Genomic DNA, 15,818 nt, shown 5'->3' with positions numbered 1-15,818 from the left:
ATTAGCGCAAGGGCGCTGTATCGATTATATGTAGCCCTCTGATTCTGACCAACGATCGTGACCCAAATTGACTGAGCAAACACCTCCCGGCGGCGGCAAGAACCCACCAGGCATCGAGCCCATTTCCATCATCGAGGAAATGCAGCGCTCCTACCTCGATTACGCGATGAGCGTCATCGTCAGCCGTGCGCTCCCCGATGTTCGCGACGGATTGAAGCCGGTGCACCGGCGCATCCTGTTCGGCATGAGCGAGCTCGGGATCGACTGGAACAAGAAATACGTCAAATGTGCCCGCGTGACCGGGGACGTGATGGGTAAGTATCACCCGCACGGCAATCTCGCGATCTACGACGCGCTGGCGCGCATGGCGCAGCCCTGGTCGCTGCGGCTGCCGCTGATCGACGGGCAGGGCAACTTCGGTTCCATCGACGGCGACCCGCCGGCAGCCGAACGTTACACCGAATGCCGCCTGCAAAAGTCGGCGCACGCCCTTCTCGACGACCTCGACAAGGAAACGGTCGATTTCCGCGACAACTATGACGGCACGCTGTCTGAACCTGTCGTCATGCCGGCGAAGTTTCCGAACCTGCTCGTCAACGGCGCGGGCGGCATCGCGGTGGGCATGGCGACGAACATTCCGCCGCACAACCTGTCCGAAGTCATCACGGGCTGCATCGCGTTGATCGAAGATCCTGCGCTCGAACTGCCGCAGCTGATGGAGATCATCCCGGGTCCGGACTTCCCGACCGGCGCCATGATCATGGGCCGCTCCGGCATTCGTTCTGCCTACGAGACCGGCCGCGGTTCGGTCATCATGCGCGGCAAGGCGCATATCGAGCCGATGCGCAACGATCGCGAAATGATCATCGTGACCGAAGTTCCCTTCCAGGTGAACAAGGCGACGATGATCGAGAAGATGGCCGAGCTGGTACGCGACAAGCGTATCGAAGGCATCTCCGACCTGCGCGACGAGAGCGACCGGCAGGGCTACCGCGTGGTCATCGAGCTGAAGCGCGATGCCAATGCCGAGGTTATTCTCAACCAGCTTTATCGCTATACGCCGCTGCAGACCTCTTTCGGCTGCAACATGGTGGCGCTGAACGGCGGCAAGCCCGAGCAGATGACCCTGCTCGACATGCTGCGCGCCTTCGTCGCCTTCCGCGAGGACGTCGTCAGCCGCCGCACCAAGTATCTGCTGCGCAAGGTGCGCGAGCGGGCCCACGTGCTCGTCGGTCTCGCCATCGCGGTTGCCAACATCGATGAGATCATCAAGCTGATCCGCGAAGCGCCGGATCCGGCGACCGCGCGCGAGCAGTTGATGACACGCCGCTGGCCGGCCCATGACGTCGACTCGCTCATCCGCCTGATCGACGATCCCCGCCACAAGATCAACGATGACGGTACCTACAATCTTTCCGAGGAACAGGCCCGCGCCATCCTCGAACTGCGTCTTGCCCGCCTCACGGCACTCGGCCGTGACGAAATCGGCGACGAGCTGAACAAGATCGGCGGCGAGATCAGCGATTACCTTGAAATCCTTGGCTCGCGCCTGCGGATCATGACGATCGTCAAGGACGAATTGTCGGCCATCCGCGACGAATTCGGCACCCCGCGCCGCACGGAGATCGTCGAGGGCGGTCCCGACATGGACGATGAGGACCTGATCTCCCGCGAGGACATGGTCGTCACCGTGTCGCATCTCGGCTACATCAAGCGCGTACCGCTGACGACCTATCGGGCGCAGCGCCGCGGCGGCAAGGGCCGCTCCGGCATGTCGACCCGCGACGAGGATTTCGTCACGCGCCTGTTCGTCGCCAATACGCACACGCCTGTTCTGTTCTTCTCCTCGCGCGGTATCGTGTACAAGGAAAAGGTCTGGCGCCTGCCGATCGGAACCCCTACATCGCGCGGCAAGGCCCTGATCAACATGCTGCCGCTCGAAGCGGGCGAACGCATCACCACGATCATGCCGCTGCCCGAGGATGAAGCCAGCTGGGCCAATCTCGATGTCATGTTCTCCACGACGCGCGGCACCGTTCGCCGCAACAAGCTGTCGGATTTCATCCAGGTCAATCGCAACGGCAAGATCGCGATGAAGCTGGAGGAAGACGGCGACGAGATCCTGTCGGTGGAAACCTGCACGGATCGCGACGACGTTCTCCTCACTACGGCGCTCGGCCAGTGCATCCGCTTCCCCGTGGACGACGTCCGCGTGTTTGCCGGCCGCAATTCGATCGGCGTCCGGGGCATTTCGCTCGGCAAGGACGATCGCATCATCTCCATGACCATCGTCAGCCATGTGGATGCCGAGCCGTGGGAACGCGCCGCCTATCTTAAGCGTGCTGCCGTCGAACGGCGTCTTGTTGCTGGTGAAGCTGTCGCAGGCGAAGACGATGAGATCACGCTGGTTGGTGAAGAGGGTGCTGACGTCGTCGGCGAACTCTCGCAGGAGCGCTATGACGAGCTGAAGGCACAGGAGCAATTCGTGCTGACGGTTTCCGAAAAGGGCTATGGGAAACGCTCTTCGACCTACGATTTCCGGACGTCTGGTCGTGGCGGCAAGGGCATTCGTGCCACCGATACGTCGAAGACCAACGAGATCGGCGTTCTCGTCGCGGCCTTCCCAGTGGAAGATGCAGACCAGATCATGCTCGTCTCCGACGGCGGACAGCTGATCCGCGTTCCTGTCGGCGGCATTCGCCTCGCCAGCCGTGCGACGAAGGGTGTCACGATCTTCTCGACGGCGAAGGACGAAAAAGTCGTGTCCGTCGAGCGTATCAGCGAGCCTGACGATGATGAGGCAGCCGTTGCAATCCTCGATGAGCAGCTTGCTCAGGAGGGCACAGCGGCAACCCGTGAGACGACTGAGGATCCGGATACGGCCTCCGAATAATTTCGGCTGTGAGACAGACGCTGAAACTCTAAGAGCAAGAATAGGAAAAGCCGGACGGGCAGGGGACCGTCCGGCTTTTTTGTATCCCGCAGCGCTGGAGGTCGCATTGGGATAGATGGGGATGTTAGATCGAAAACCCTTCGCTGTGGCGGCGAGAGGCACGGATGGCCTCGCGATCTCGCTTGAGCTGAAGAATGGTCTTCGTGAAGTCGAACAGGAACACGATACTAATCACTGCCGACACGATCATCATGATAACGGCCATGTCGCGTTTCCTTATCTGGTGACGACAAACCGACGGGCAGGCTTTGGCTTCGAAACGACTTCCGAGCGAAGTGCATGCACAGTCGCAAAGATCATCGTGAAAAACATCAGCATCGAGAACAGCATCAATCCCATGGCAGTCATCCTTTCTGCACCTTCAACGAGGCATCCCGGAAAAAAGTTCCAGAGACGTTGCGAGACTATTCTTGTGTGTACTGTCTTTGATCGAGCGGAATGGCTTCCGGGGAACAAGCCGCGCATCTTGCGCCGCTCTGCCGGGCGTGACACAAGACTGCCCAAACGGAACACGGTGCGATGACGACAGCTTTCTATCCCGGCTCCTTCGATCCGATCACGAACGGGCATCTCGACATCCTTGCCCAGTCGCTCAACGTGGCGCAGAGCTTGATCGTCGCCATCGGCGTCCATCCCGGCAAGACGCCGCTCTTCTCCTTCGACGAGCGCGCCACCCTGATCCGCCACGCGATCGGCGAGGCGTTGCCTGAGCGGAGCGCCGATGTCTCGGTGGTGTCCTTCGATGATCTCGTCGTGAACGCGGCCCGGCGTCATGGCGCCTCGCTCCTCATTCGCGGGCTGCGCGACGGCACGGATCTCGACTATGAGATGCAGATGGCCGGTATGAACCGCGAAATGGCGCCCGACATCCAGACCCTTTTCATTCCCGCCGCAACGGCCTCGCGGCCCATAACGGCCACATTGGTCCGTCAGATCGCCGCCATGGGCGGCGATGTCGGCCCGTTCGTGCCGAAGGTGGTGGTCCAGGCGCTTGCAATTCGCAAGGCGCAGCGCTGACGTCGGCACTTCGGGCGCTATATCGACACGGCCACATGCAAATCCGCAGACGAAACACGGAGCCATCATGACATTCTTCAAGCTTGCCCTAGCAGGCGCAGTATCCCTGGCGGTGCTCACCGGCGCAGCCGTCGCCCAGGCCAAGGACCTTCTGACGATCACGCTGAAAAGCGGCCCCGTCGTCATCGAACTGCTTCCCGAGATCGCGCCGAAGCATGTCGCGCGGATCAAGGAACTGGCCGCAGAGGGCGCCTACGACAACGTCGCTTTCCACCGCGTCATCCCCGGCTTCATGGCCCAGACGGGCGACGTTCAGTACGGCAACCTCGAAAAGAACTTCGAGGCCGGTCGTGCCGGCATGGGCGGCTCCTCAAAGGCGGATCTGCCGGCCGAGTTCTCCAAGACCCCGTTCAAGCGCGGCACCGTCGGCATGGCCCGCTCGCAGAGCCCTGACTCGGCAAATTCGCAGTTCTTCATCATGTTCGACGAAGGCTCGTTCCTCAACGGCCAATATACCGTCGTCGGCCAGGTCGTGTCCGGCATGGAGAATGTCGACAAGATCAAGAAAGGCGAGGGCGACAGCGGCTCCGTCACCAATCCCGACCGCATGATCAGCGTCAAGGTCGGCAAATAACACCACACTTCTTTGAAGGAGAAGAGCATGGCCGAGATCAAGGATCCGGAAAACACGATCATCATGGAAACGACCAAGGGTCAGGTCGTGATCGAGCTGAAGCCCGATCTGGCGCCGGGCCACGTCGCCCGCATCAAGGAGCTGGTTGCGGAAGGCGCCTATGACGGCGTCGTGTTCCACCGCGTCATCGACGACTTCATGGCGCAGACCGGCGACGTGCAGTTCGGCAAGCAGGGCGGCAAGGACTTCAACCCGGCCCGTGCCGGCATGGGTGGCTCGTCCAAGCCCGACCTCAAGGCCGAATTCTCGGCCACCAGCCATGTGCGTGGCACGTGCTCCATGGCCCGCAGCCAGATGCCGAACTCGGCCAACTCGCAGTTCTTCATCTGCTTCACCGACAGCCCGTGGCTGAACAAGCAGTACACGGTCTGGGGCCAGGTCATCGAAGGCATGGACAACATCGACAACATCAAGCGCGGCGAGCCGGTCAAGGATCCCGACAGCATCGTTTCGATGAAGATTGCCGCCAACGCCTGATTCAGGCTATGGCAAGGCCCGCCCGATCGCCGCTCAGGCCATCGGGCGGGCCTTATCCGTTTTTAGAAATGCTCATTCATGCGCGTCGATCTCTTCGACTTCGATCTCCCCGACGACAACATTGCCCTGCGGCCCGCCAGCCCGCGCGATAGCGCCCGCATGCTCATCGTGCGCCCGGGCAGCCCGCTCGAACACCGCAGCGTCAGCGATCTTCCGTCTCTCCTGCAGCCGGGCGATGCGCTTGTCTTCAACGACACCAAGGTCATTCCCGCGCAACTCGAAGGCGTTCGTCTGAGAGAAGGCGCGACCGAACAAGCCGTTTCGACCACGCTCCATATGCGCATCGCGCCCGATCGCTGGAAGGCCTTTGCGAGGCCCGGCAAGCGCATCAAGCCCGGCGATCGCATTCGTTTCGGCGATGGCGGCGAGGCTTGTCTTCTAGGCACGCTGGATGCGACCGTCGAGGCGAAGACGGAAGGCGGCGAGGTCACGCTGGTGTTCGATCTCTCCGGCCCCGCGCTCGATGAAGCCATTGCCGCCGTCGGACACATCCCGCTCCCACCCTATATCGCCTCCAAGCGACCGGAAGACGCCCAGGACCGGCAGGATTACCAGACGCTCTATGCGCGGGAGGAAGGTGCTGTTGCCGCGCCCACCGCCGGCCTGCATTTTACCGATCGCCTCTTTGCCGCCCTGGATGCCCGTGGCGTCGAGCGGCATTTCGTGACGCTGCATGTGGGTGCCGGGACATTTCTGCCTGTGAAGGCGGATGATACCGACGACCACAAGATGCACCAGGAGATCGGTCATGTCTCGGCCGAGGTTGCCGAGCGGCTGAATGCCGTGCGGGCGAGGGGCGGCCGCATCGTCTGCGTCGGCACTACCTCGCTGCGCCTGATCGAAAGCGCCGCGAGGGACGACGGGCGCATAGAGTCCTGGTCGGGACCGACCGGCATCTTCATCACGCCCGGCTACCGGTTCCGCGCAGTCGATATTCTGATGACCAATTTCCATCTGCCGAAATCGACGCTTTTCATGCTCGTCTCCGCCTTTTCAGGCCTCGACACCATGCGCGACGCCTACACCAGTGCCATTGCGGACGGTTACCGCTTCTACTCCTATGGCGATGCCAGCCTGCTCTTCCGGAACGAACCATGACAGAGACTTTCCAGTTCAACCTGACCGCCACCGACGGCAAAGCCCGGCGCGGCGCCGTTTCAATGCCGCGCGGCACGATCCGCACGCCGGCCTTCATGCCCGTGGGAACGGTCGGTACCGTCAAGGCGATGTATCTCGACCAGGTGAAGGACCTTGGCGCCGATATCATCCTCGGCAACACCTACCATCTGATGCTGCGCCCCGGCCCGGAACGCGTCGCGCGCCTTGGCGGCCTGCACGACCTCATCCGCTGGCAGGGGCCGATTCTCACCGATAGCGGCGGCTTTCAGGTCATGTCGCTCTCCGGCCTGCGCAAGCTGGACGAGCAGGGTGTGACCTTTAAGAGCCACGTCGATGGCGCTCTGCACCACATGTCGCCGGAGCGTTCCATCGAGATCCAGGGCATGCTCGACAGCGACATCCAGATGCAGCTCGACGAATGCATTCGCCTGCCCGCAGAGCCGCGCGAAATCGAGCGTGCGATGGAGATGTCGCTGCGTTGGGCGGAGCGCTGCAAGACCGCGTTCGGCGACCAGCCGGGGAAGGCCATGTTCGGCATCGTGCAGGGTGGCGACAATCCAGCACTGCGTGTCAAATCCGCTCAGGCGCTGGCGGGCCTCGATCTCAAGGGCTACGCGGTCGGCGGCCTTGCCGTCGGCGAGCCGCAGGCCGTGATGCTCGATATGCTGGACACGACCTGCCCGGAACTGCCTTTCGAAAAACCGCGCTACCTGATGGGCGTGGGAACGCCGGACGACATCCTGAAATCGGTCGCCCGCGGTATTGACATGTTCGACTGCGTCATGCCGACCCGCTCGGGCCGCCACGGCTTGGCCTTCACACGCCGCGGACGCGTCAACCTGCGCAACGCCCGTCACGCCGAGGACATGCGCCCGCTGGACGAACAATCCACGTGTCCCGCCGCGCGTGACTATTCCCGCGCCTATCTCCACCATCTCGTCCGGGCAAACGAGTCGCTCGGCGGCATGCTTCTGACGTGGAACAACCTCTCCTACTACCAGGACCTCATGGCTGGTATCCGCAAGGCGATCGAGGAAGGTCGCTACGCCGACTTCATGGCGGAGACGCAGGAAGAATGGGCGAGGGGTGACCTCGCTCCGGTGTGAACAAGGTTCTCTCACGCAACGAGATCTGACCGCTTGTCGTTGAGCGGTCAGGCTGTTGGGTGAACCGCTTGGCGGTAGCCTCCCGTTGCTCCGAGACCTACGCAGCCTTAGCGCGGATGACCACGCGGTCGAGACTGCCTTCCCCGACAGCCTCCAACTTCACGGAATAGAGAGAATCACGACGCGTCGGGAAGCGGAACGTGCCCGTCTGTGCGGTCACGTCGCCTTTTCCATGCGTTTCCCAAGTGTAGACCGAGGTAACGGGTCTGCGCTTGACGACCCATTTGTACTTGGCTGGCGCCCCTTGCGGTGCGATCACGTCGAACTCGGCGTGGCCATCGGCGAAAACCTGGGGCTGAACCTTGAGCGTTCGCCCCGTGATCGTGGTCTCCAGATACTGCGGGCGGGCCCATGTTTCCCGAATGAGGTGGTTGGCCTGATCCGTCAGGCGTGCACGCGATCGCTCGAGGCCCTCGACGCGGGGCCGCATCTTGGCTCTCTCGGGAGCCTTTGTCAGCACCATCACATTCGCCGTCAGCGTCACGCCGCGGCGGAAAGACACGATCGGCTTGGAGATCTGGTTGCCGGCGGCAAAGCCATAGCTCTGGTAGCGCTCGGGGTGAGGGCGATTGAGCAGGTGATCCTGAACGTAGCAGTCGAAGACCGGTTCGGCATGAAGCGGGGAGGCGTGGATCAGATCGACCAGATGGTTGGGGTCGAAGTAGTAGTTGTGCGGAATGCGCTCGGTGACACCACCGAACGTCACAGCCGTTGTGAAGGCATAGACGCCGCCGGGCTTCAGCACGCGCTCGACCTCCCGGAAGTGCTGCAGGAAATCCTCGTCATGCCCGATATGTTCGAAAGACCCCGTCGACCAGCAGAAATCGAAACTCTCGTCAGGAAATTTGAGGTCGCGCATATCCATCGCCATCGCATCGACCTTGTCGAAATCGACGGGCCAGGGCGCCTTCTTGCGGATGAGGTCGCGTGGGCTCTCCGTGCGAACGCCGATCCAGCCGGAATCGGGCAGATAGAGATCGGTGACGACCGTCTTGGCGACGCGGGGAACGATCGCATAGATCAGCTTTTCCGTTCCGGCACCCATCGCGAGCCCGTGCGCGCTGCCCTGCAGCTTGCCCTTGGCCGCAAGAGCCCGGAAGATCATGGCGAATTCCCACGCCCGACGCGAGCCGAACGGCACCGACCGGAGATCGCGCCGAATGATGGCGTCGATCTCCGGCTCGAAGAAGTCATGGATATCGCAGACTTTCTGCAAGGATAATGGCATCGTTGGTCCCCTTTGGAAAGCGAACCTAGCTAATACACGCGCTGGTGGTCAATGCCTTCAAGATTCTTAGATTTCAGGTCCCGGCGCCTGTTGCAGCATCTGCACGCCATTGATCTTGTATGTCCCGTCAGGCTGCAGCGTCAGGGAGTAAAGCGCCGTCCAGTCCTTGCCATCCGGCCCGGAGATCAGGACTTCCTGCACGACCGTCGAGCCATCGATCTTGCTCCGGCCAAAGGCGAAATTCCCGGGCCGATACACAGGCCCATATCCGCGCTTCACCATCTCGAAAAACAGGTCTTGGCTCGGAAACAGCCCTTTGATCTGAGGTGACGCAAACGAATACGCCGCCGTCGCATCATCATTCAGGAACGCCTCGATCTGCTGCCCGATAATGGACCGCGCGGTATCCACCGGTTCGGCAGCATGTCCCGGTGACGACAGCACCAAGGCCATCATGAATCCAACGCCCAACATCACACGCGCCATCACCATCACCATCTCCATCAACCGAAGCCGTAGACCTGAGCTTACGCCGAATATGCTTGATGGGAAGAGCGAGGACGCCGCGGCAATCAGTGCTGCGCTGGGAGGTAAAGAGGTAAGGAGCTATAGATGTATGAGTTGAGGCTGGAGATGCACGAGTTGGAGATTGGAATGTAGCACTTGGAAATCGAATGTACCCCCAGCACATCAATTGTGGCGTCGGAGTTGGAATGTCCGCCTGTTTGCAAAGCAGAAATGTCCGAGAGGTCGCCACACGGCACACCGGTCAGCCCCGATCTGAGCGGCTGATCGCAACTGCAAGATCAGATCGGGGCGGGTGATAGATACACCCTTCGGCTTTAGCTTTGAGACGATCCAATCGCCTCTTCACTCGGCAGTTTGCTGCCGCGACAGCGCCTTCCCACGCCGCGCAATCACCGCCGGATCGTCCATGAAATCCTTCCGACGTCCCGGGCCGCGAGCGCGTCGCACGTAACCGTTCTTGTCGCTGTTTGTCTTCACGTCTGGTTTCGACGGCTGCTCCTGGCGCTCCTTGATATAGGCCAGAACATCGCCAAGCCGCTTGTTCTCGGTGATCGCCGCATGCGTCACCCGCTGGTCCTTGTCGAACACCGTGTAGGGCAGGCAATAGCCTTTCCAACGCACATCCAGCCGGCCGTCCGCATAGGCATAGGTCTCGACATAGCGACCAACCAGACCACGCGTCACCTCGGTCTCTTCCAGCATGATCCGCTTGCGCTCGAACGAAAACGTCAGCTGCGATCCGACATAGCGCTGCTCGCGCTTGCATAGGATCTCCGTCAGCCGATCCGGCGCCAGGTTCAGCGGCCGATGCAGATCCTCCGAACGGGCAGGGGTAACCGCAAATCGTGTATTGTATGACTCCATGAAATCCGGCAGGAACGCATTGCCGGCCTCCATGCTGTCAATGCCGGAAAGCCGCAAATCCTTGACCAGCCGGTCCTGCAGCGTTCGGTTCATCCGCTCGACCCGACCCTTGGCCTGGCTTGAATTTGCACAGAGAATCTCGATGTTTAGCTCGCAAAGCGCACGCCCGAACTGGGTCATGCCCTGGCCACCCTTGGCATCTTGTCTCGCCACCCGGAACACCGAATGCTTGTCCGAATAAAAGGCAATTGGCGCGCCGTGACGCTGGAGATAGAGCGCCAGCGCCTCGAAGTAGGTGAAGGCACTTTCGGACCGCACGAAACGCAGTTGCATCAACTTGCCCGTCGCATCATCGACGAACACCAGCAGCGAACATGGCGGTCCGCGATCCTCGAACCAGCGATGTTCCGACCCGTCGATCTGCACCAGTTCGCCATAGGCCTCACGTCGCAACCGCGGCCGATGAAACGTCCGGCGCTGCTTGCGCGACAGCCAGAGTCCGGCATCGACCATCCAGCCGCGAACCGTCTCGCGCGAAACCCGCAAGCCATCCCGCTCGGCCAGCTTCTCCGTCGCCAAGGTTGGCCCAAAATCCGCATAGCGTTCGCGGACCAGCGTCATCGCATAATCCCGAACACCATCGCCGATCCGGTTGTTCGATGGACGACCGATCGCCTTGTGCCGGATCGACGCCGCACCACCCGTGCGTATCCGCTCCAGCAACCGGCGGATCTGGCGCTCGCTCAGATCAAGCACATGCGCTGCTGACACCACGGTCATCCGGCCGGCAACCACCTTCGATAAAACCTCGATCCGCTGCAGATCGCGTTCGCTCATCGCTATCAATCCCATCTGCAATCTCCCAGACGTCCTTCAGACCCAGGGAGTGTGACATTCCAACTTTGCAGAAACAGGACACTTTAACTTTGCGGCTACATCAATAAATCACATAATATAGATTATGGAACATATTCAAGTTCAAGTGGCCCAGCATGCGCTGCTGCTGCACCTAGTTCGAGGACGATACCTCTGCCGACCGATTCCCATTCTATTGACGCAATGGCAGCAGCACGTCTAATCCACTGAGAGATTATTCTTCCCAAAGCGATGAGATTGCCCGTGACCGACACCAACCAGCGTATCCTGTCCGATGCCTTCATTCCCGAGCTTCCCGGGCGCTACAACGGCAAGGTCCGGGAGAACTACGATCTGGCGGACGGGCGACGGATCATTATCGCGACGGACCGGCTGAGCGCGTTCGACGTCGTGCTGACCGCGATCCCGTTCAAGGGTCAGGTGCTGACGCAGACGGCGCGGTACTGGTTCGAGCAAACGGCGGATATCTGCCCGAACCATGTGCTCGAATATCCCGATCCGAATGTCGTCGTGGGAACGCGGCTCGACATTCTGCCTGTGGAAATCGTCGTGCGCGGCTATCTTGCGGGAACGACCAGCACGTCGATCCTGACGAAGTATCGCAATGGCGAGCGATCCATGTACGGGACGCGCCTTCCAGACGGAATGAAGGACAACGAGAAGCTCCCGACCGCTATCATCACACCGACGAGCAAGGCTTTCGACGGCGGCCATGACGAGCCGCTTTCGGCCGAGGAAATCGTTGCGCAGAAGCTCCTGACGCCGGAGCAATGGGATACGGTGTCATCCTACGCGCTGACGCTCTTCCAGCGCGGACAGGAAATGGCGGCAAAGCGTGGCCTGATTCTCGTCGATACCAAGTACGAGTTCGGCACCGACGCGTCCGGGCGCATCGTGCTGGCCGACGAGATCCATACGCCCGATAGCAGCCGCTACTGGATCGCGGAAAGCTATCCGGAGAGTTTCGCGACCGGCGGACGGCCGAAGAGTTTTGACAAGGATTTTGTGCGCGCCTGGGTGACCGAGCGTTGCGATCCCTACAAGGATCCGATCCCCACGATCCCGGATGCGCTGATCGAGCAGACGTCGAAGGTCTATATCGAGGCCTATGAGACGATCACCGGTGAACGTTTCGAGCCCGATCTGCGCGGCGCCACCGTTCTCGACCGCGTCCGGGACAATCTCAAGCCCTACTTCGCTTAAAGTCGGTTCAGGCTTCGACCACGATCTGCAGGCCATCATAGGCCGGCTCCACATGGGCCGGCGTTTCACGCATGACCGTGTCGTAGTCGAGCGGCACATGCATATGGGTCAGGATGGCGCGTTGCGGCGCGATCGTCTCGATCCAGGCGAGCGATTGTTCGAGCGAGAGATGACTCGGATGGTATTGATATTGCAGCGTATCGATGACGAGCGTCTGCAATCCACCGAGCTTATCGACCGTCTCCGGCGGAAAATCGCTGACATCGGTACAATAGGCGACATCGCCGACGCGAAAGCCGAGCGAATGTATCGAACCGTGCATTTGCAGCAGCGGCTGGAACGCGATCGTGCCGCCTGCGCCTTTGACCCGGAATGGCTCCAGCGATGGCTCGATCAGGCAGGCGCGGATGATCGGCGGGTAGTTGCTTCCCGGCGGCGATTCCAGACAATAGCCGAACCCGTCGCGGATCCGAGAGAGCGTGAAAGCGTCGGCCCAGATCGGCGTCTGACGCCGGTTGTGGATGACGAAGCCCCGAAGATCGTCGATGCCGTGGAGGTGATCGGCATGCGCGTGCGTGTAGACCACGGCGTCGAGGTCCCTCACCCCGGCCGATAGAAGCTGCTCGCGCAGGTCCGGCCCGGTATCGATCAGCACCGTCGTCCGGCCGCCATCCTCCGCCACCTGCTCGACCAGCAAGGCTGTCCGCAGCCTGCGGTTTTTCGGATTATGCGGGTCGCAGGCACCCCAGTCTCCGGTGATGCGCGGCACGCCGGGAGACGATCCGCAGCCGAGAATGGTGAAAATCCGCCGTGCCGCCATCGATGTCACCGGTTCAGGATCGCGGCATCTTGGAGAAGATGCGCAACGCGTTTTCGGTGGTCACGGCCGCGATGTCGTCGATGGAAAGCCCGAGCGTCTCGCCCAGAACCTGCGCGGTATGCGCGACATAGGCCGGCTCGTTGCGCTTACCGCGAAACGGTTTTGGCGCAAGGTAGGGTGCATCGGTCTCCACCAGCAGCCGGTCATGCGGCACAGTGAGGGCGATCGCGCGGAGCTCTTCGGATTTCGGGAAGGTAAGGATGCCGGAGAACGAGATGTACCCGCCAAGCTCCACGCCGACCCGGGCAAGATCGGGCCCCGAGGAAAAGCAATGCAGGATGAAGGGGAACGCCCCCTTCCCTGTCTCGCGCGCCAGGATCTCCGCCATGTCGTCGTCGGCCGAGCGGCTGTGGATGACCAGCGGCAGGCCGGTTTCCCGGGCAGCCGCGATATGCCGAAGCAGGCTGGTCTTCTGGTCCTCCGGCTTCTGCGTATCGTAGAAATAGTCGAGACCCGCCTCGCCGATCGCAACCACTTTCGGATGCGCCGACAGCCTCACAAGATCCTCCGTCGTCACGTCCAGTTCCTCATCCGCATTGTTTGGATGGGTCCCGACCGAGCAGAATACGTTGTCGTATCGCTCGGCAACCGCGAGGATTGTGTCGAACCGTTTGACGCGGGTGCAGATCGTGACCAGCTTGTGGACGCCGATCTCGGCCGCCCGGGCAACGATGTCATCCCGCTCGGCTTCGAAATCCGGAAAATCGAGGTGGCAGTGCGTGTCGATCAGCAAGGGACGAGCCACGATCAGACCTCGGGCGCGACGTAGCGCGGGAAGACCGGCTTCGGCGCTTCGAGCGGCGTTCCCGAGGCAAGCCGGCCGGCCTCCCCAAGGAAGGCGAAACTGCGCTGGTTCTCGGGCACGGCCACGAGATCGAGCAGCTTGGCCGCAGAGCCGGGCATGAACGGCTGAAGCAGGATCGCCACCTGGCGCACCACATCCGCCGTCACATAGAGCACGGTTGCCATGCGCGCGGGATCCGTCTTCTTCAGCGCCCAAGGCTCCTGCCCCGCAAAGTAGCGGTCGGCTTCCGAGACCACCGCGATGATGGAGGCGAGGACCTTGTGGATGGCAAGCGCGTCCATATCGGTGCGTGTGGAGGCGTGCAGGGCATCCGCAGAGGCGAGCATGGCCTCATCGGCTTCGTTCAAAGGACCACAGACCGGAATAGCACCGTCGCAGTTCTTGACGATCATCGACAGGGAGCGGCTCGCGAGGTTACCGATGCCGTTGGCGAGATCCGAGTTGATCCGGGTGGCGATCGCCTCCTCGCTATAGCTTCCGTCCTGCCCGAAGGAGACTTCGCGCATGAAGAAATAGCGGATCTGGTCGAGCCCGAAATGCTCCACCAGATTGACGGGATCGACCACGTTGCCGAGAGATTTCGACATCTTCTCGCCCTTGTTGAGCAGGAAGCCGTGGGCGAACACCTTCTTCGGCAGCGGCAGGCCGGCCGACATCAGGAAGGCGGGCCAGTAAACGGCATGGAACCGGATGATGTCCTTGCCGATCATGTGGATGCTCGCCGGCCAGTACTTGGCGCGCGGGCCGTCCGGGTCCGTCAGGGCGCCGGTGGCCGTGATGTAATTGGTCAGGGCATCGACCCAGACATACATGACATGGGCCGGATCGCCGGGCACGGGAATACCCCAGTCGAACGTCGTGCGCGACATGGAGAGGTCCTTCAGGCCGGACTTCACGAAGGAGATGACCTCGTTGCGGCGCTCAGTGGGACCGATGAAATCCGGATTGTCTTCGTAGTGCTGGAGCAGCCGGTCCTGATAGGCGGAGAGACGGAAGAAGTAGCTCGCCTCCTCCACCCATTCGACTGGCGTTCCCTGCGGTCCATAGCGCACGCCATCTGCGCGGACTTCGGTCTCGCTTTCCTGATAGTAGGCTTCGTCGCGCACGGAGTACCAGCCGGAATAGGCGTCCTTATAGAGGTCGCCGGCCTCAGCCATCCTGTTCCAGATAACTTTCACCGCCTCATGGTGGCGTGCTTCCGTCGTTCGAATGTAATCGTCGTTCGACCCTTCGAGCAGCTTCACCATCTTCTGGAATTCGGCCGCGTTGCGATCCGCCAGTTCTTGCGGCGTCAGGCCTTCCCGGCGCGCCGTCTGCTGCATCTTCTGGCCATGCTCGTCCGTCCCCGTCAGAAAGAAGACATCGCGTCCATCCAGCCGCTCGAACCGCGCCACGACATCGGTGGCGATCAGCTCATAGGCATGACCGATATGCGGCCGCCCGTTGGGATAGGCGATGGCGGTGGTGATGTAGAAGGGAGATGTGTCTGTCATGGCGATTTCGAACTTCTGGCTGTGAGCTTTTCTGGCCTTCCCCGCTCTTAAACCATCCCACGAGCGGTGGGAATGGAAACACTGCAAAAAGCGACCAGGGTTATTGACGCATTCTCTTCATTGGAACAAAAATAGAACGAAAGGAGTGCGCGCATGCTGGACAAACTTCAGAATGACTTCGAGCAAGCGTCTCATCACTACGCCGAGATGTACGGCATCCTGCGGGACGACGACTGGTTCGTCCTCAAGCTTGTTGAAGAAATGGGCGAACTCACGCAGGCCTGGAACAGGTTGAGCGGCCGCGCCCGTCGAAAGGAGCTCGACGAGCAAGCCCTGAAGATCGCGCTGGAAGACGAGACCGCAGACCTTTTCGGCCACGTCCTGCTCTTTGCCCATCGCCACCGCCTCGATCTCGATGCCGCCATCGAGCGGAAATGGCATTTTTCGCCTTCAGG

15 protein-coding genes are annotated in these 15,818 nt (G+C 61.3%); 7 read left to right on the top strand and 8 right to left on the bottom strand.

What is annotated here, in order from left to right; all coding sequences use genetic code 11:
• Nucleotides 1-67 precede the first annotated feature (67 nt).
• A complete protein-coding gene (gene gyrA, locus C8J33_RS04565) occupies nt 68-2,893 on the top strand; it encodes a DNA gyrase subunit A (RefSeq protein WP_165929729.1) in 2,826 nt (941 codons plus the stop codon).
• A gap of 124 nt (nt 2,894-3,017) precedes the next feature.
• Here the strand turns inward: gyrA and C8J33_RS26935 are convergent, their stop codons facing one another.
• Nucleotides 3,018-3,158, bottom strand: coding sequence for a hypothetical protein (locus C8J33_RS26935; protein ID WP_162743107.1), 141 nt, complete (start codon nt 3,156-3,158; stop codon nt 3,018-3,020).
• Between the two features lie 314 nt (nt 3,159-3,472).
• Between C8J33_RS26935 and coaD the strand changes: the two genes are divergently transcribed.
• The 5 genes from coaD to tgt all read left to right on the top strand — a co-directional run bounded on the left by coaD (nt 3,473) and on the right by tgt (nt 7,426).
• The gene (coaD, locus tag C8J33_RS04560; protein ID WP_110798892.1) at nt 3,473-3,970 is read left to right on the top strand and encodes a pantetheine-phosphate adenylyltransferase; all 498 of its coding nucleotides are present in this window, start codon (nt 3,473-3,475) and stop codon (nt 3,968-3,970) included.
• Nucleotides 3,971-4,037: 67 nt separating this feature from the next.
• A complete protein-coding gene (locus C8J33_RS04555; protein WP_110730970.1) occupies nt 4,038-4,604 on the top strand; it encodes a peptidylprolyl isomerase in 567 nt (188 codons plus the stop codon).
• 27 nt (nt 4,605-4,631) lie between these two features.
• On the top strand, nt 4,632-5,141 hold the full coding sequence (locus tag C8J33_RS04550) for a peptidylprolyl isomerase (RefSeq protein ID WP_110730971.1): 510 nt from the start codon (nt 4,632-4,634) through the stop codon (nt 5,139-5,141).
• 78 nt (nt 5,142-5,219) lie between these two features.
• Entirely contained in the window at nt 5,220-6,299 is a 1,080-nt protein-coding gene (queA, locus tag C8J33_RS04545; protein ID WP_132663290.1) for a tRNA preQ1(34) S-adenosylmethionine ribosyltransferase-isomerase QueA, read from the top strand.
• On the top strand, nt 6,296-7,426 hold the full coding sequence (tgt, locus tag C8J33_RS04540) for a tRNA guanosine(34) transglycosylase Tgt (protein WP_132663289.1): 1,131 nt from the start codon (nt 6,296-6,298) through the stop codon (nt 7,424-7,426). Before queA ends, tgt begins: the two co-directional genes overlap by 4 nt.
• Nucleotides 7,427-7,523: 97 nt before the next feature.
• Here tgt and C8J33_RS04535 read toward each other — a convergent pair whose 3' ends face one another.
• The 3 genes from C8J33_RS04535 to C8J33_RS04525 form a co-directional block, all read right to left on the bottom strand.
• A complete protein-coding gene (locus C8J33_RS04535; protein ID WP_132663288.1) occupies nt 7,524-8,714 on the bottom strand; it encodes a class I SAM-dependent methyltransferase in 1,191 nt (396 codons plus the stop codon).
• 66 nt (nt 8,715-8,780) lie between these two features.
• The gene (locus C8J33_RS04530; protein WP_422038049.1) at nt 8,781-9,200 is read right to left on the bottom strand and encodes a DUF4864 domain-containing protein; all 420 of its coding nucleotides are present in this window, start codon (nt 9,198-9,200) and stop codon (nt 8,781-8,783) included.
• 384 nt (nt 9,201-9,584) lie between these two features.
• Entirely contained in the window at nt 9,585-10,958 is a 1,374-nt protein-coding gene (locus C8J33_RS04525; protein ID WP_132663287.1) for an ISNCY family transposase, read from the bottom strand.
• Between the two features lie 267 nt (nt 10,959-11,225).
• Here C8J33_RS04525 and C8J33_RS04520 point away from each other — a divergent pair, with 267 nt between their 5' ends.
• On the top strand, nt 11,226-12,185 hold the full coding sequence (locus tag C8J33_RS04520; protein ID WP_422037481.1) for a phosphoribosylaminoimidazolesuccinocarboxamide synthase: 960 nt from the start codon (nt 11,226-11,228) through the stop codon (nt 12,183-12,185).
• A 7-nt stretch (nt 12,186-12,192) separates the two neighbouring features.
• Here C8J33_RS04520 and C8J33_RS04515 read toward each other — a convergent pair whose 3' ends face one another.
• The 4 genes from C8J33_RS04515 to C8J33_RS27890 all read right to left on the bottom strand — a co-directional run bounded on the left by C8J33_RS04515 (nt 12,193) and on the right by C8J33_RS27890 (nt 15,804).
• The gene (locus tag C8J33_RS04515; RefSeq protein WP_132663285.1) at nt 12,193-13,005 is read right to left on the bottom strand and encodes an MBL fold metallo-hydrolase; all 813 of its coding nucleotides are present in this window, start codon (nt 13,003-13,005) and stop codon (nt 12,193-12,195) included.
• Nucleotides 13,006-13,018: 13 nt separating this feature from the next.
• Nucleotides 13,019-13,798 carry a TatD family hydrolase gene (locus tag C8J33_RS04510; RefSeq protein ID WP_132664449.1) on the bottom strand — a complete coding sequence of 260 codons (780 nt, stop codon included), beginning with the start codon at nt 13,796-13,798 and terminating at the stop codon, nt 13,019-13,021.
• 14 nt (nt 13,799-13,812) lie between these two features.
• Nucleotides 13,813-15,363: a methionine--tRNA ligase gene (metG, locus tag C8J33_RS04505; RefSeq protein ID WP_132663284.1), complete on the bottom strand. Its 1,551-nt coding sequence runs from the start codon at nt 15,361-15,363 to the stop codon at nt 13,813-13,815.
• Between the two features lie 117 nt (nt 15,364-15,480).
• Nucleotides 15,481-15,804: a hypothetical protein gene (locus tag C8J33_RS27890; protein ID WP_207904006.1), complete on the bottom strand. Its 324-nt coding sequence runs from the start codon at nt 15,802-15,804 to the stop codon at nt 15,481-15,483.
• Nucleotides 15,805-15,818: the final 14 nt, after the last annotated feature.

Origin of the sequence: Rhizobium sp. PP-CC-3G-465 (assembly GCF_004343445.1) — a bacterium.
GTDB lineage: Bacteria > Pseudomonadota > Alphaproteobacteria > Rhizobiales > Rhizobiaceae > Ferranicluibacter > Ferranicluibacter rubi.
Note: the sequence above shows the minus strand (reverse complement) of the source record. Positions and strands in the feature narration are given on the sequence as shown.

Bases quoted from the DNA above. Each gene is read 5' to 3' on its own strand.
- C8J33_RS04525 (WP_132663287.1), bottom strand. From the start codon at position 10,958: ATGGGATTGATAGCGATGAGCGAACGCGATCTGCAGCGGATCGAGGTT.
- metG (WP_132663284.1), bottom strand. From the start codon at position 15,363: ATGACAGACACATCTCCCTTCTACATCACCACCGCCATCGCCTATCCC.
- C8J33_RS04535 (WP_132663288.1), bottom strand. From the start codon at position 8,714: ATGCCATTATCCTTGCAGAAAGTCTGCGATATCCATGACTTCTTCGAG.
- C8J33_RS04555 (WP_110730970.1), top strand. From the start codon at position 4,038: ATGACATTCTTCAAGCTTGCCCTAGCAGGCGCAGTATCCCTGGCGGTG.
- tgt (WP_132663289.1), top strand. From the start codon at position 6,296: ATGACAGAGACTTTCCAGTTCAACCTGACCGCCACCGACGGCAAAGCC.
- C8J33_RS26935 (WP_162743107.1), bottom strand. From the start codon at position 3,158: ATGGCCGTTATCATGATGATCGTGTCGGCAGTGATTAGTATCGTGTTC.
- C8J33_RS27890 (WP_207904006.1), bottom strand. From the start codon at position 15,804: ATGCCATTTCCGCTCGATGGCGGCATCGAGATCGAGGCGGTGGCGATG.
- C8J33_RS04530 (WP_422038049.1), bottom strand. From the start codon at position 9,200: ATGGCGCGTGTGATGTTGGGCGTTGGATTCATGATGGCCTTGGTGCTG.
- queA (WP_132663290.1), top strand. From the start codon at position 5,220: ATGCGCGTCGATCTCTTCGACTTCGATCTCCCCGACGACAACATTGCC.
- coaD (WP_110798892.1), top strand. From the start codon at position 3,473: ATGACGACAGCTTTCTATCCCGGCTCCTTCGATCCGATCACGAACGGG.
- C8J33_RS04515 (WP_132663285.1), bottom strand. From the start codon at position 13,005: ATGGCGGCACGGCGGATTTTCACCATTCTCGGCTGCGGATCGTCTCCC.
- C8J33_RS04550 (WP_110730971.1), top strand. From the start codon at position 4,632: ATGGCCGAGATCAAGGATCCGGAAAACACGATCATCATGGAAACGACC.